15 protein-coding genes, 1 tRNA gene and 1 riboswitch are annotated in these 13,049 nt (G+C 66.5%); of the genes, 2 read left to right on the top strand and 14 right to left on the bottom strand.

Going from position 1 to position 13,049, the window contains the following annotated elements; all coding sequences use genetic code 11:
- Positions 1–5: 5 nt before the first annotated feature.
- Entirely contained in the window at positions 6–500 is a 495-nt protein-coding gene (locus AC07WJ_RS18775) for a MaoC family dehydratase (protein WP_494936137.1), read from the bottom strand.
- Between the two features lie 96 nt (positions 501–596).
- Between AC07WJ_RS18775 and AC07WJ_RS18770 the strand changes: the two genes are divergently transcribed.
- Together AC07WJ_RS18770 and AC07WJ_RS18765 are read left to right on the top strand one after the other, a co-directional pair.
- On the top strand, positions 597–1,664 hold the full coding sequence (locus tag AC07WJ_RS18770) for a lytic transglycosylase domain-containing protein (protein WP_494936136.1): 1,068 nt from the start codon (positions 597–599) through the stop codon (positions 1,662–1,664).
- 116 nt (positions 1,665–1,780) lie between these two features.
- Positions 1,781–2,974 carry a DUF2336 domain-containing protein gene (locus tag AC07WJ_RS18765; RefSeq protein WP_494936135.1) on the top strand — a complete coding sequence of 398 codons (1,194 nt, stop codon included), beginning with the start codon at positions 1,781–1,783 and terminating at the stop codon, positions 2,972–2,974.
- A 269-nt stretch (positions 2,975–3,243) separates the two neighbouring features.
- Here the strand turns inward: AC07WJ_RS18765 and AC07WJ_RS18760 are convergent, their stop codons facing one another.
- From AC07WJ_RS18760 to AC07WJ_RS18700, 13 genes are all read right to left on the bottom strand, one after another.
- Complete coding sequence (locus tag AC07WJ_RS18760; RefSeq protein WP_494936134.1) at positions 3,244–3,813, bottom strand: Hpt domain-containing protein; 570 nt, start codon at positions 3,811–3,813, stop codon at positions 3,244–3,246.
- A gap of 11 nt (positions 3,814–3,824) precedes the next feature.
- Positions 3,825–4,370, bottom strand: a complete 546-nt coding sequence (locus tag AC07WJ_RS18755; protein WP_494936133.1) for a response regulator — start codon at positions 4,368–4,370, stop codon at positions 3,825–3,827.
- Between the two features lie 73 nt (positions 4,371–4,443).
- The gene (locus AC07WJ_RS18750; RefSeq protein WP_494936132.1) at positions 4,444–5,226 is read right to left on the bottom strand and encodes an NAD kinase; all 783 of its coding nucleotides are present in this window, start codon (positions 5,224–5,226) and stop codon (positions 4,444–4,446) included.
- A 156-nt stretch (positions 5,227–5,382) separates the two neighbouring features.
- Positions 5,383–6,129 carry an SDR family oxidoreductase gene (locus tag AC07WJ_RS18745; protein WP_494936131.1) on the bottom strand — a complete coding sequence of 249 codons (747 nt, stop codon included), beginning with the start codon at positions 6,127–6,129 and terminating at the stop codon, positions 5,383–5,385.
- 116 nt (positions 6,130–6,245) lie between these two features.
- Positions 6,246–8,258, bottom strand: coding sequence for a TonB-dependent receptor plug domain-containing protein (locus AC07WJ_RS18740; protein WP_494936130.1), 2,013 nt, complete (start codon positions 8,256–8,258; stop codon positions 6,246–6,248).
- A gap of 134 nt (positions 8,259–8,392) precedes the next feature.
- Positions 8,393–8,639, bottom strand: a riboswitch (cobalamin riboswitch).
- A 111-nt stretch (positions 8,640–8,750) separates the two neighbouring features.
- Positions 8,751–9,731, bottom strand: coding sequence for an MBL fold metallo-hydrolase (locus AC07WJ_RS18735; protein ID WP_494936129.1), 981 nt, complete (start codon positions 9,729–9,731; stop codon positions 8,751–8,753).
- 188 nt (positions 9,732–9,919) lie between these two features.
- Positions 9,920–9,995 (bottom strand) — tRNA-Thr (locus AC07WJ_RS18730).
- A 164-nt stretch (positions 9,996–10,159) separates the two neighbouring features.
- Positions 10,160–10,408: a hypothetical protein gene (locus AC07WJ_RS18725; protein WP_494936128.1), complete on the bottom strand. Its 249-nt coding sequence runs from the start codon at positions 10,406–10,408 to the stop codon at positions 10,160–10,162.
- An 88-nt stretch (positions 10,409–10,496) separates the two neighbouring features.
- A complete protein-coding gene (locus AC07WJ_RS18720) occupies positions 10,497–10,745 on the bottom strand; it encodes a hypothetical protein (protein ID WP_494936127.1) in 249 nt (82 codons plus the stop codon).
- 81 nt (positions 10,746–10,826) lie between these two features.
- Positions 10,827–11,060, bottom strand: coding sequence for a hypothetical protein (locus tag AC07WJ_RS18715; RefSeq protein WP_494936126.1), 234 nt, complete (start codon positions 11,058–11,060; stop codon positions 10,827–10,829).
- 583 nt (positions 11,061–11,643) lie between these two features.
- Complete coding sequence (locus AC07WJ_RS18710) at positions 11,644–11,871, bottom strand: hypothetical protein (protein ID WP_494936125.1); 228 nt, start codon at positions 11,869–11,871, stop codon at positions 11,644–11,646.
- Between the two features lie 564 nt (positions 11,872–12,435).
- Positions 12,436–12,660, bottom strand: coding sequence for a hypothetical protein (locus tag AC07WJ_RS18705; protein ID WP_494936124.1), 225 nt, complete (start codon positions 12,658–12,660; stop codon positions 12,436–12,438).
- Positions 12,661–12,762: 102 nt separating this feature from the next.
- Positions 12,763–12,987, bottom strand: a complete 225-nt coding sequence (locus AC07WJ_RS18700; protein ID WP_494936123.1) for a hypothetical protein — start codon at positions 12,985–12,987, stop codon at positions 12,763–12,765.
- Positions 12,988–13,049: the final 62 nt, after the last annotated feature.

Genomic DNA, 13,049 nt, shown 5'->3' with positions numbered 1-13,049 from the left:
ATGGTTCAGGCCGGACGCTTGAGGACGAGCGACTGGCGCAGGCATTCCGCCACCAGCTTGTCGTTCTGGTTGAAGGCACGGTGATGGAACTCGATCACCCCCATGGTCGGCCGCGACTTCGATTCGCGCTTGGCCACCACCTCGCTCTCGCAATGGATCGTGTCATCCTCGAACAGCGGGTGCGGGAACTTCACATCGGTCATGCCGAGATTGGCGAACAGCGTGCCGTTGGTGGTGTCGGGCACGGAAATGCCGATCATCAGGCCGAGCGTGAACAGCGAGTTCATCAGCGGCTTGCCCCATTCCGAATCGGCTGAGAATTGCCGGTCGATATGCAGCGGCTGCGGGTTCATCGTCATGTTGGAGAACAGCACATTGTCCATTTGCGTCACCGAGCGGGTGAAGCGGTGCTTGACCAACTGGCCGACAACGAAATCGTCGAAATAGATGCCGCCGCGCGGATGGCGTTGGGCATCGGTTATCAGAACGGTGGAGGTCATGGGAGCTGCGCCATCTCGGGGAGGGAAGTTAGGATTTCATTTACCATAATCGACCAGGATCGAAGCTGGAGGTATCGCCTCCGGAGCGCTGCCGCCATGTTTCTCTTCCGTTCACCTGCCGAACCGCAGAGCCGTCCGACCAATGCGACGGAAGCCGGGGTGAATCGCGTGGTGTCGGCCATTCAGTCGGCGGCCCAGGCCACCGGCGCCGGCTTCGATTACCTGCTGCGCACGGCGCAACGCGAATCGAGCCTGCAGCCCGCGGCGCAGGCGCCGACCTCGAGCGCCCGCGGCCTGTACCAGTTCATCGACACGACCTGGCTGACCATGATGCGCGACGAGGGCCGCAAGCTCGGCCTGGAACGCTACGCCTCCCAGATCGGTTCGACCAGCACCGGCCAGCCGGTGGTCGCCGATCCCGCCATGCGCCAGCAGATCCTGGCGCTGCGCGACGATCCGCAGGTGGCTGCGCTGATGGCCGGCGCTTTCACCAACCGCAATGCCGCCGATCTTCGCTCGGCCATCGGTCGCAATCCGACCGAAGGCGAACTCTATATGGCGCATTTCCTCGGCTCGGGCGGCGCGTCACGGCTGATCAGCCTGAACGCCAGCAATCCGCAGGCGACCGCCGCGCGCGCCTTTCCGGATGCCGCCGGCGCCAACCGCCGGATCTTCTTCGACAATGGCCGGCCGCGCACTGTCGCCGAGGTCTATTCGCTGCTCGCGTCCGGGCAGGCGACCGCGGTTGCCGGCACGCCGCCCGTCGCACCGGTTCAGCAGGCCGCCGCCAGCGCCGCGCCGGCCCAGGAGGCCGAATCGGATAACGGCTCCTGGTCGGCCGTGCCGCGCATGAACGCCAACCCCAACCGGCCGTTCCATTCGATGTTCGCCACCGGCGCCGGCCCGATCAACGCCTTCGTCTCGGCCACCTGGTCGTCGCTCGGCCGCGGTCCCTCGACCCGCGAAACCGTGACCGCCGCGACCGCTCTGGCCCAGACCACCACTGCAGCCGCCAGCATTGCGCCGACACCGCTTTCGGTGGTTGCGCCGGCCCACCCGCGCGGCCCTGTCGGCGGCCCCTATGTGCCGGTTCGTACCGAGCCGGCGAACCGCGGCGGGCCGCTCGATCTCAGCCAGTTCCGGCGTCAGGGCGACCGTCGCTGAGCCCGCGCGTCAGGCCGGAAAAAGCGTTAAATTTCATAGTGAACGCTTTGTTAAGCGGCGGCGCGCTAGCCTGATCTTGCGGGGGCGTCGGGCCCTCGGCTGTGCAGGCGCTTCCCATGATCGTCCGTCATTTCCTCCGATGGATCCAGACCGCCCCGGCCGGCGACCGGGCCGATGCGACATCGGCCCTGGCGCGCGCCTATCTTCATTCCGACCTGTCCGCCGGCGACCGTGCCGCCGCCGAAGCCGCGATGATCGTCCTGCTCGACGATCCCTCGCCGCTGGTGCGCCGCGCGCTGGCCGATGCGCTCGCCGGCGCCGAGGACGCGCCGCACAGCGTGCTGGCGGGCCTGCTTCAGGACCAGCCCGACATCGCGGCGATCGTCGCCCGTCATTCGCCGCTGCTGCTCGATGCCGAGCTGGTCGACCTGGTCGGCACCGGCGAGCCGCTGGTGCAATATGCCGTCGCCCGCCGCCTCGATGTGCCGGCCCCCGTGGCCGCCGCCATCGCCGAGGTCGGCTGCCTGGAGGCTTGCCTGGCTGTGGTGTCGCTCGACGGGGCCGATGTCCCGGCCTTCTCGATCGACCGGATCATCGAGCGCTTCGGTGACGACGCCGAGATGCGCGAAGCCCTGTTCCGCCGGGCCGACCTTTCCGCCGGCGCCCGCCAGGCGCTGGTGGTCAAATTGTCGGAGGCCTTGTCGATCTTCGTCTCGGACCGGGCCTGGCTCGGCAAGGAGCGTGCCGGCCGTGTCGTCAAGGAGGCCGCCGAGAAGGCCACGGTGGTGATCGCGGCCTCGGCCCGCTGCGACGCCTTGCGCCCGCTCGCCCGGCATCTGCGCCGCTCCGGCCAGTTGACCACCGGGCTGGTGCTGCGCGCCTTGCTGTCGGGTCATATCGGCCTGTTCGAGGAGGCGCTGGCCGAATTGTCGGGGCTCAGCGCCCGCAGGGTCGCGGGCCTCGTCGGCGATCGCCGCGGTGCCGGTTTCCGTGCGCTTTATGAGAAGGCCGGCCTGCCGGCCTCCGCCTATCCGGCCTTCAGCGCGGCCCTCGACGCCTGGCACGCCGACGGCGCGGGCAGCGCCGGGCGGGGCGGCGACGCGCAATTGCGCCGGCGCATGGTGGAACGCGTGCTGACCGCCTATGCCCCCATGGCTGCCGGCGATCTCGATCAGCTGCTGGCGTTGTTGCGGCGTTTCGCGGCGGAAGCGGCGCGCGACGAGGCGCGGGCCTTCACCGAGGACCTGATCGCCGGCCGCGATGCCGTTGACGACGACGACCTGACATTCCCGCTCGCCGCCGCGGCTTGAGCGGGGCGGGGGCTGAAGCGAGCATCGAAGGACGGCGAACACTTGTGCTGAACCGCTCGACCGCTTCAATTCGAGGCGATATCACGCCCCGATGCTGAATCACCTCGGAACCCGTTTGAGAACGCGTTCCGGCGAGGCCTCGCGTCGTCTTGGCCGGGCTTGTCCCGGCCATCCACGACTTGTTCTGTTTTGAATGCGCAGATCCCCGGGCCAGGCCGGGGGATGACGAGCGGCGGCGAACCGCCTGGAACGAGCTCTCAAACGGTCGCTCACGGAACCAGCGGCGGCGCCCCTGTGATCTCGATCAGCTTCTCGGTGGTCACCGCCACCAGTTGATCGACCAGTTCGGAGGCGACAGGGTGATCGAGCCCCTTGGCCTCCTCGCGCACGATGGCGCGGATCGCGTCGACATGCTGGTTGGCGAGCGCCCAGGGCAGGTTCCTGGGATCCTCCACCGCCTGCAGCAACAGCGACAGGCTGTCGGCGACGCGCGCCGCGAGCGGATAGCCGAAGGTCGCGGCCTCGCCCTTGATGTCATGGGCGGCCGAAAACAGCTCGGCGCGGGTCGCGGCGTCCAGGCCCTGGCTTGCGGCCGCGTCGCGCGCGCTGGTCAGGCGCGCCACTTCCTTGTCCATCCAGCCGTCGAATTCCGACGACAGCTCGGCGAGAGCCGCCTCGGCGCGCTCGATCGCCTCGGGATCGATGCCGCCGAAACCGTCATCCGGCCCCTCGACCTTGTGAACATAGGTGCGCAGGTTGTGCTTGGGCACGATGACCTCGTAGTCGCCGAAGCTCTTGACGCTAGCCTCGTCCAACTTGGTCTCTTTGCGCTTTTTCATGGATCTGTCCGTCACACCGAACTTTTGGTCTTGTCCAGCAAGGGCTGGACCCGGATGGTCTCGGTCTTGTCGCTCTTGCGGCGTTCCGGCCCGACATAGCTGGAACTGTGGTTGCGCCGCCGGTCGGGGCCGAAAAAGGTCTTGGTCTTGATGAAGGGCCTCGGGTTCACCACCACGTTCAGGATGCGCTGGTAGAGTGCCTTGGCCGAGATCGGCTTGGCCAGGAACTCGGTAACCCCGGCATCGCGCGATTCCAGCACGCGTTTCTTTTCCGAATGGCCGGTCAGCATGATGATCGCCACGTAGGGATTGGCGTTGGCCCCCGGCTGGCGGATCATGCTGGTCAGCTCGAGCCCGTCGAAGATCGGCATCGACCAGTCGGTGATGACGATGTCGGGCATGTAATGGGTGAAACCCTCGAGGCCGGCGGCGCCGTCCTCGGCCTCGTAGACCTCGCGGGCGCCGAAGCCGTGCAGCAGGGTTCTGACGATCCGGCGCATATGCGCGTTATCGTCAATCACCAGGAATCGCAGACGGTTGAAGTCGATGCGGATCATCGCCGGCGAATTTAGCCCGTGCCGCTCAACGAAGCGTTAAGGCTGACCGCCTCGCGCCGGATATGGCACCCGGCTATGCGCCGAACTGCTCGCGCAGGATCCGCTCGTCGAGCGAATGACCGGGATCGTGGAGCAGCACCATGCTGCGCGACCGGTCCATGGCGATATCGACGCTCGCCACCTCGCGCACCTCGTCATTGTCGGCGGTGGCGCTGACCGGCCGCCGCGTCGGCTCCATCACCTCGATGCGCACCGCCACCCGGTCGGGCAGCAGCGCACCGCGCCAGCGCCTGGGGCGAAAGGGCGAAATCGGGGTCAGTGCCAGGAGATTGGTGTTCAGCGGCAGGATCGGACCGTTGGCGGAGAGATTATAGGCGGTCGAGCCGGCCGGCGTCGCCACCAGGACACCATCACCCGCCAGCTCGTCCATGCGCAACTGCCCGTCGACCAGGATGCGCAGCTTGGCGATCTGCGAGGTTTGCCGGAGCAGCGCCACATCGTTGATGGCGAGCGCATCATGGCGTTCGCCATGAATGTCGATGGTGGTCATGGCCAGCGGATGGATGACCGAGCGCTCGGCCGCGAGCAGCCGCTCGACCAGCCCGTCCTCGACATATTCGTTCATCAGGAAGCCGACCGAGCCGCGGTTCATGCCGTAGATCGGCTTTCCCGTGGAAATGAACCGGTGCAGCGTCTGCAGCATGAGGCCATCGCCGCCGAGCGCGACGATCACCGCGGCTTCGTCGGGCGGGACCGAGCCATAGCGCTGGGACAGGCTGGCGAAGGCGGCCTGTGCTTCCGGCGCCGGCGAGGCGACGAAGGCGATCTTGTGTGGCTCGGGACCTTGGTCCGACATGGCGGCCGTCATGCAGAGGAGGGGGCTGGCGCAAGGGCAGCTTAGCAACGCCAGATGTCAATCTCGTCTATACGCGCGGCGCATGCCTTGTCGAGATCATGGCAGGCCATCGGCGCCGCGTCGCGGCGCCGATCCCGACACGGTTCGTGTGCCCGGTCAGCCGCGGCCGACGAAGGGCATGTCGTTCGCCATCACGGTCATGGTCAGGATGTTGACGTCCAGCGGCAGGTTGGCGATGTGGACGACGGCCTCCGCGACATGCTTGACGTTCATGCGCGGCTCGACCTTCACCGAGAAATCCGCCTGCAGCACGCCATTGGTCATGCGCTCGGTCATTTCGGTCGCGGCATTGCCGACATCGACCTGCGAGCAGACGATGCGGTCGGCCCGGCCATCCAGCGAAATCGCCTTGGTGAGCCCGAGGATGGCGTGTTTGGTCGCCGTATAGGGCGCCGAATAGGGCCTCGGCGCATAGGCCGAGATCGAGCCGTTATTGATGATCCGGCCACCCTTCGGCGACTGGGCGCGCATCAGCCGCATGGCTTCCTGGGCGCACAGGAACGAGCCGGTCAGATTGACGTCGACCACCTGTTTCCACTGGGCGACGGTCAGCTGATCCATGGGGATCGCGGGCGCGCCCATGCCGGCATTGTTGAACAAGACGTCGATCCGGCCGAACCGGTCCTTGACCGCCTTGAACAGGGCGGCGACCGAGGCCTCGTCCGCCACATCGGTCGGCACCGCGACGACCGGGCCGCCGGTCGCCGCCGCGACGGTCTTCTCCAGCTCCTCCTGGCGGCGGCCGGCCGCCACGACGGCATAGCCGGCAGCGGCGAGCCCCAGCGCCGAGGCGCGCCCGATGCCGGAACCGGCTCCGGTGACGACGGCAATCTTCTGCGACATGTGTTTCCTCCGATAGGCGAATGGGCGGCGCGCTGTTGGCCGCGCGATCATGGCATCGGCAGACTGGCCGAAACGGGCGCCACTGTCGACTGTATGCAGGTGCAGATCCGCCCGGATCAGTCGCCCAGGCGCACGCGCAGGCCCGCATAGACCGCCGCGCCGCCGGCATTGTAGCCGTAGACGTCCTGGTAGCGCTGGCCGAAAATGTTCTCGCCCCGGATATAGGCGGTGGCATTCTTGGTCACGTCGTAGGAAAGCTGCGCGCCGAGCAAGGTATAGGGCCTCAGATAGACGTCGCTCGTCCCGAGCGGTCCGAAGAAGCGGTCGCGCATTGTGCCGTTATGGGCAAGCGTCACGGTGAACTTGCCGCGATCTTCAGCGAAGGAGGCGACGGCCGACAGGCTGGCGGCATGTTTCGGCCGGCGCACCGCCTCTTTGAACACATAGCCCGAGAAGGTGTTCTCGGCCGAACGCGTGTCGGTATAGGTGTAGGAGCCGGTGATCCGCAGCCAGTCGAGCGGCCGTGCGGTAACCGATGCCTCCAGGCCTTGGCGCGATGTCGCGAATGGCAGGTTTTCGACGGTGATTCCGGATCCGACGATCTCGTTCTGCAGATTGGCCCGGAAATAGGTGATGTCGGTGACCAGCCTGTCGCCGAACCAGCGCTGCTCGATACCGGCGTCCCAGCCGAGCGACTGTTCGGGCCGCAGGTTGGGATTGCCGACAAAGGTGTTGGTGAAGCCGAACTGCTCGATGAAGGTCGGGTTGGTCACGCCCTTGCCGAGGGAAGCGTGCAGCTTGGTGCCGGTGTCGAAGGTCTGGGCCGCCGTCAGGCGCCAGGTGGTGGCGTTGCGGAAGGACGAGTTCCAGTCCTGGCGCATGGCCGTCGACAGCGAGAAGCCGGTCGCCAGGCTCAGGAGATATTCGCCGTAGAGGCCTTTGCGCTCGCGGTTCTGGCCGGCGCCCGCGAAACCGGGATTGCTGTAGAACCCGAACATGCCGTCGCTTTCGTAATAGTAGCGGAAGCGCTCGCGGACGATCTCGGCGCCGCCGACGAGGGTATGCCGGGCACCGAAAAAGCCCGGCGTCTCGAACGTATAGGCCGAGCGATATTCCGCCCGGCTGCGCTCGGTCTGCGACCAGAAGGCCTGGCGCTCCAGCGTGCTGAACGCGCTGATATAGCTGTCCGCGGCATTGGTGCTTTGCCGCGAGGTGTCGGCCGAGAGCTTCTGGATCCAGCGCCCGTCCAGCAGGCTGACCGTTCCGACGATCCGGCCCTGGAAATCATTGGCCGTGGCGCGCCCGACGCCATTGGCCAGGAAGCCATAATTGGGATCGCCGAAGGCGCTGTTGGCCGGATTGTAGAAGCCGGTCCGGCTGACCATCCGGAGCGTGCCCTCGAGATTGAACCAGTCGGTCGGGTCGACGCCCAGCTTGGCGCTGAACGAGCCCATCTCGGAACCGTTCGGCCGCGTCGTGCCGGGGGCGACGACGAAACCGCCGGAGCGCAGGCCGGACACCGACAGGGCGCCGTAGAACGGTCCCTGCGCGCCACGCGCCGAGACCGAGCCTTGCAACGTGCCGAACGAGCCGCCTTCGAGCCGGGCGGTGAGCTCCGGCCGGGCCAGCCCGCGTCCGGATTTGGTGGTGATCAGGACGACACCGGACTGGGCATTCGGGCCCCAGATGCCGGATTGCGGGCCTCTGACGACCTCGACACGCTCGATATTGTCGACCGGCAGGTTGGCCAGGTCGCTGTCGCCATTGTTGACGTCGTTGATGGGCACGCCGTCGACCACCACCAGGGTGTGATTGGCCTCGGCGCCGCGAATGCGCACCTGGGTCAGGCCGCCGCGGCTGCCGCTCTGGCTGATCGCCACGCCCGGCACCAGCCGCAATATGTCGGGCAGCGCCTGGGCGCCCTGGTTGCGGATGTCGTCGGCGGTGATCACGGTGACCGCCGAACCGACGCGTGGCGCTTCGACCGGCACGGTGCTGGCACCATAGACCAGGATGTCGGGCAGGATGGTCGGGGGCTGGGCCGCTTGCTGGGCGCGCGCCGCGCTCCAGCCGGGCAGGGACAGAATCAGGGCCGAAAAACCGAGGCTGAGAATCGGGCGTTGCGCCATGGCGGATCTCCGCGGGAGGGACACGGGATCGCGGAAGCTTCAAGCCTCGAAGACGAGCCGATCGGCTCCCGCGACATCAGGTGTCACCGAAAAAGCGGATACCCGCTCCCCGCGCGCGCCATCCCGCACGCCCGGACAGTGACGTCGCGCCGGCCGGTCTCCTGGCTTGCGGGTCGTCGCCGGGGCTCCGCCTTCCCGAGGGCCGATAACGGCCGTCAGTGGCATTCAGGAACCGGCTCGCCGCTCACAGTTGCGGGGGCAGCTGCGGATTTGCACCGGATCGCCATGACGAGCCGGGAGGCCCGTTTTCGTCGATCCGGTACGCACCGCATTCCCGTGGCCATTGCTTGCGCGATGGCCGCCGTCGCGAGTCCGGCCAGGAGGCGGACTCGTCGGCATTTTGTCAATCGACGGAAGCAAGGCGTTCCACCGAAAACAGGCGACCCGCCCCGGCCTGTCGGCCGGGACGGGCTTTTCGGTCGCGCCAAACGGTCAGACCGACTGGCTCCACTGCACCGGCACGAACTGGAAGCCGTTGCCGTCCTTGGCGATGAAGCCCGTGGCGGGGAAGGGGGCGTGATAGAAATGCACCTGGGTGCGCTCGGTCGCGACCATGTCGAGCACGCGCCGGCGCGTCGCCCGCGCCATGTCGGCATCCTGGTCGAACACCGCCGACCAGTCGGGATTGCGCACGAACAGCGCCGGGTGGCTGGTGATGTCGGCGACGAAGGTGAATTTGGCATTGCCCGAGGCGATGCCGAAAATGGTGTGGCCGGGCGAATGGCCGTGCGCGGCGAACGAGGTCACCCCTGGCGCCACCTCGGCGCCCGGCGTGAACCGCTTCACCTGCGCGGCGATCGGCTGGAACACCCGGCGCGCGTTCTGGAAGCCGCCGCGCATGCCGTCGGGCGCCTGGCCCATGCGCTCGTCCGACATCCAGAAATCCCATTCCGGCGCCGGCACGCTGATCTCGGCATTGGCGAACACCGCCGTGCCGTCCTTCAGCCTGAGCCCGTTGATGTGGTCGCCATGGAAATGGCTGATGACGACCGCATTGACCTGCGCCGGATCGAAACCGGCGGCGCGGAAATTGCGCATCCAGGCGCCGCTGGTCGGCGCGCCCGAATCGCCGTTGCCGGTATCGATCAGCACCAGCTTGCCGCCGGTCTGCACCACCAGCGTGGTGAAGGTGTTCTGGAACGCGTCGGTCGGCAGGAACGACTTGCGCATGGCGTCCTGCACGTCGGCCAGCGGCGCATTGCGAACGAAGCCCTCGAGCGGCCGGAGCGCGAAGCCGTCATTGATCGCGGTCACCGTGATGTCGCCGACCTTGTAGCGGTAGAAGCCCGGCGCCTGGGCCGGAGCGGCGGTCTGTGCTTGGGCGGAGCTGATCATGGCTGAGGATCCGATGGCGGGAGCGGCGGCAGCGGCCGCGGCGGCGGCCAGGGCGTGACGGCGGGTGATCTGTGTCATCTTGGCGTCTCTCGGTCGCGGGGCGGCAATTGTTTTGCCGCGCGACGCTAACCTGCGAAAAAGCTTGGCGAAAGGCCCGCCGCCGCTCGGGAAGGTCACGCCATCGTGAACGGCTTGCAGGGCGGCGTCGCCGCCGGACGGACCGGGCGATGGCCATTGTCGACCATGACGTCCAAAACCAAGGGGACTGGTGCCGGCAGCGGGACTCGAACTCGCGACCTACCGCTTACAAGGCGGTTGCTCTACCAACTGAGCTATGCCGGCCCATGACCGGCATCGGCCTAGCAATGCCGCGCCCCGCGCGCAAGAGCGTCGCCGCGATTCCGCTTTCGCCGCGGCCCAAAAGAAAACGCCGGGGTGAGGCCCCGGCGTTGGTCTTGGACGAGCCGGCGAATGCCGGCATGCACTGAATTCGGTTCGACCAAAAGTCAGTTCGACGACGAGAAGGCCGAGGACGGCACCACTTCGCGCTGGATCTGATTGCGCTCGGCATTGCTCACGCCGACGGACTGGCCGCCGAGGTTGCGATGCGAGGAGAACTCGCGCGGCTGGACCGGCGCATAGGTGGTGACGGCCGGGGTCTCGATGAAGCCGGCGGCATCGCCCGAACCCTGGGCGAAAGCCGGGGCGGCGGCCAGAGGGGCGAGCAGGGCGGCGGCGAGGATGAACTTCTTCATGATGGTCTCCATTGGATGGTCCGGCGGGCGTTGAAACGCTCTCAGGCCGGCGGGCTTGGTCTGGGATCGGCGGCAACGGCCGCCGAGGTCAGTTCGACGACGAGAAGGCCGAGGACGGCACCACTTCGCGCTGGATCTGATTGCGCTCGGCGTTGCTCACGCCGACCGACTGGCCGCCGAGGCTGCGATGCGAGGAGAACTCGCGCGGCTGGACCGGCGCATAGGTGGTGACGGCCGGGGTCTCGATGAAACCGGCGGCGTCGCCCGCCCCTTGAGCGAAAGCCGGAGCGGCGGCGAAGGGGGCAAGCAGAGCGGCAGCGAGAATGAACTTCTTCATGATGGTCTCCATTGGAATGTCCGGATTGGCGGCAAGCGCACTGAACCGGAGCGGTGTGAGGCGGCCTGGCGCCGCCAGGGATCAATTCGACGAGGAGAAGGCCGAGGACGGCACCGCTTCGCGATTGATCAGGCTCTGGTCGGCACCCGTCATGCGGCCCGGACGCGCCGTGAATTCACGCGGCTGGGTCGGTGCATAGGTCGTGACCGACGGGGTCTCGATGAAACCGGCGGCGTCCTGGGCAAGAGCGGGAGCGGCGACGGCGAAAGGCGCGAGCAGGGTCGCGGCGAGGATCAGCTTCTTCATAACGGTCATCCAATCGAAATCCCGGTGGGGAGGGACACGCCAAGCCCGGGACATTTGTTTCTGTGTCGGCAGGAGGTGTCCGCCGTCGACATTTCCTAGATAGGTGACCCCGGTCGAAATTGCCAATCACAAAATTGAGAAAATGCACATTACAGAACGTTTCAATTCATTTCAAAGTGCATTGTCGCAATCTTTACAATTGCCGCGCTCCGCCCGCCGAAGGTCAGGGGAAGCGTGGTGCGTCACCGCGCCGAGCGATCGTGCTGCGGCGAAATCGACGAAAATTGGTCAATTTTTTATCGGAACCGCTCCGATTCCGTCTGTTTCGGCGGCTCGAACCATTCAGGCGCGGCGACAGCTTGGGTGTGCCCGGGTTGCCGGGGTCTCGGAAATCCAGCGATGATTCGAAATTTTGGCGTTCAGATGTTTTGCGCCTGAGCAAACCTGCGTAATGACATTCGAGAATGCATTGCATGATCACACGTCATGGCCACCGCGGTCGGGCGCCATGAGATACGCCGGGGTGGAGCCCCGGCGTGGTCTCGACCGGCCGGCGCGCGCCGGCACAAAGGTCAGGTCGGTGAGATCGAAATCAGTTCGACGACGAGAAGGCCGAGGACGGCACCGCGTCACGATGGATCGGGGTGCCTGCTGCCTGGTTGCCCTGGGCAATGCGGCCGGCGAATTCGCGCGGCTGGACCGGTGCGGAGGCGGTGACCGTCGGGGTCTCGATGAAACCGGCCGCGTCCTGCTGAGCGAAAGCCGGAGCAGCGGCGGCGAAAGGCGCGAGCAGGGTCGCGGCAAGGATGAGCTTCTTCATGACGGCAGTCTCCATTGAAATCCCGGTGGTGGGAGCGACGCTCCAAATCCGGGACGTTTGTTCTGGCATCGGCGGCAGGTCTCCGCCGTCGACAGCGCGGAGATAGGCGTCCGTCTGGTCACATGCCAATCACGAAAATGGGAAAATGCACATATGTCGCAGGCAATGAATCAAACTGAATGCGCCTGTGCAATTATTGTCAAAATAATGACAGCGAGACGATCACAATTGCCGCAGGGCTGGCGGTTGGACGCGGCTCCGAAGCAGCCGCCGAAAATCCAGGCGCGTCATGGATCTCGGCGTCAGGGGACCCATCCGCGTTGATGGCTGCGCATGGGGCACCGGCCGTAACAGCTCTTCAAATGGATACGGGGCCCGGGATGCGCCAATCACAAGAATGGGAAAACGCAATCGCCGCCAGGGTAACGAACCCTTTAGATTTGCATTGGCGCGGACAGTGCAGCGGCCTGCGGCCATGCGCCATGGCCAACGAAAAACGCCGGGGTGGAGGAGCCCCGGCGTTGATCTTGGGTAGGACCGGCTGCCGCCGGCATGCACGTCAGGTTAGTTCGACGAAGAGAAAGCCGAGGACGGCACCGCCTCGCGGTTGATCAGGCTGCCCGTCGCCTGGCCGTTCTGGGCGAAGCGAGCGGTGAACTCGCGCGGCTGAACCGGCGCATAGGTCGAAACGGCAGGGGTTTCGACGAAGCCGGCGGCGTCATCGGCCAGGGCCGGAGCGACGAGGCCAAGCGGGGCGAGCAGGGCGGCGGCAAGGATGAACTTCTTCATGACAGGTCTCTTTTTGGTGGTCCGGCTGGCGACGAAGGCTTCAGGCCGGAATGTGGGCGGGTCGGTCGGCGAAACGGGCGCCGGCGCTTGGGTCGACCAAAATCAGTTGGACGACGAGAAGGCCGAGGACGGCACCGCTTCGCGGTTGATCAGGCTCTGGTCGGCACCTGAGACATGGCTGTAGCGCGCCGTGAACTCGCGCGGCTGGGCCGGTGCATAGGTGGTGACCGAGGGGGTCTCGATGAAACCGGCGGCATCGTCGGCCAGGGCCGGAGCGGCGAGGCCAAGCGGGGCGAGCAGGGCGGCGGCGAGGATCAGCTTCTTCATGACAGTCTCCATTGGAAAACCCGGTGGTGGGAGGGACACGCCTGATCCGGGATGTTTGTTTC

The organism is Phreatobacter sp. GW821-FHT04C01, from assembly GCF_059420385.1.
This window is presented reverse-complemented; position numbering and strand designations above follow the sequence as displayed.

Coding starts and splice junctions, on each gene's coding strand:
- AC07WJ_RS18710 (WP_494936125.1), bottom strand. CDS start 11,871: ATGAAGAAGCTCATCCTTGCCGCGACCCTGCTCGCGCCTTTCGCCGCC.
- AC07WJ_RS18705 (WP_494936124.1), bottom strand. CDS start 12,660: ATGAAGAAGTTCATCCTTGCCGCCGCCCTGCTCGCCCCGCTTGGCCTC.
- AC07WJ_RS18760 (WP_494936134.1), bottom strand. CDS start 3,813: ATGAAAAAGCGCAAAGAGACCAAGTTGGACGAGGCTAGCGTCAAGAGC.
- AC07WJ_RS18745 (WP_494936131.1), bottom strand. CDS start 6,129: ATGTCGCAGAAGATTGCCGTCGTCACCGGAGCCGGTTCCGGCATCGGG.
- AC07WJ_RS18755 (WP_494936133.1), bottom strand. CDS start 4,370: ATGATCCGCATCGACTTCAACCGTCTGCGATTCCTGGTGATTGACGAT.
- AC07WJ_RS18715 (WP_494936126.1), bottom strand. CDS start 11,060: ATGACCGTTATGAAGAAGCTGATCCTCGCCGCGACCCTGCTCGCGCCT.
- AC07WJ_RS18720 (WP_494936127.1), bottom strand. CDS start 10,745: ATGAAGAAGTTCATTCTCGCTGCCGCTCTGCTTGCCCCCTTCGCCGCC.
- AC07WJ_RS18700 (WP_494936123.1), bottom strand. CDS start 12,987: ATGAAGAAGCTGATCCTCGCCGCCGCCCTGCTCGCCCCGCTTGGCCTC.
- AC07WJ_RS18750 (WP_494936132.1), bottom strand. CDS start 5,226: ATGTCGGACCAAGGTCCCGAGCCACACAAGATCGCCTTCGTCGCCTCG.
- AC07WJ_RS18725 (WP_494936128.1), bottom strand. CDS start 10,408: ATGAAGAAGTTCATCCTCGCCGCCGCCCTGCTCGCCCCTCTGGCCGCC.
- AC07WJ_RS18740 (WP_494936130.1), bottom strand. CDS start 8,258: ATGGCGCAACGCCCGATTCTCAGCCTCGGTTTTTCGGCCCTGATTCTG.
- AC07WJ_RS18775 (WP_494936137.1), bottom strand. CDS start 500: ATGACCTCCACCGTTCTGATAACCGATGCCCAACGCCATCCGCGCGGC.
- AC07WJ_RS18735 (WP_494936129.1), bottom strand. CDS start 9,731: ATGACACAGATCACCCGCCGTCACGCCCTGGCCGCCGCCGCGGCCGCT.
- AC07WJ_RS18770 (WP_494936136.1), top strand. CDS start 597: ATGTTTCTCTTCCGTTCACCTGCCGAACCGCAGAGCCGTCCGACCAAT.
- AC07WJ_RS18765 (WP_494936135.1), top strand. CDS start 1,781: ATGATCGTCCGTCATTTCCTCCGATGGATCCAGACCGCCCCGGCCGGC.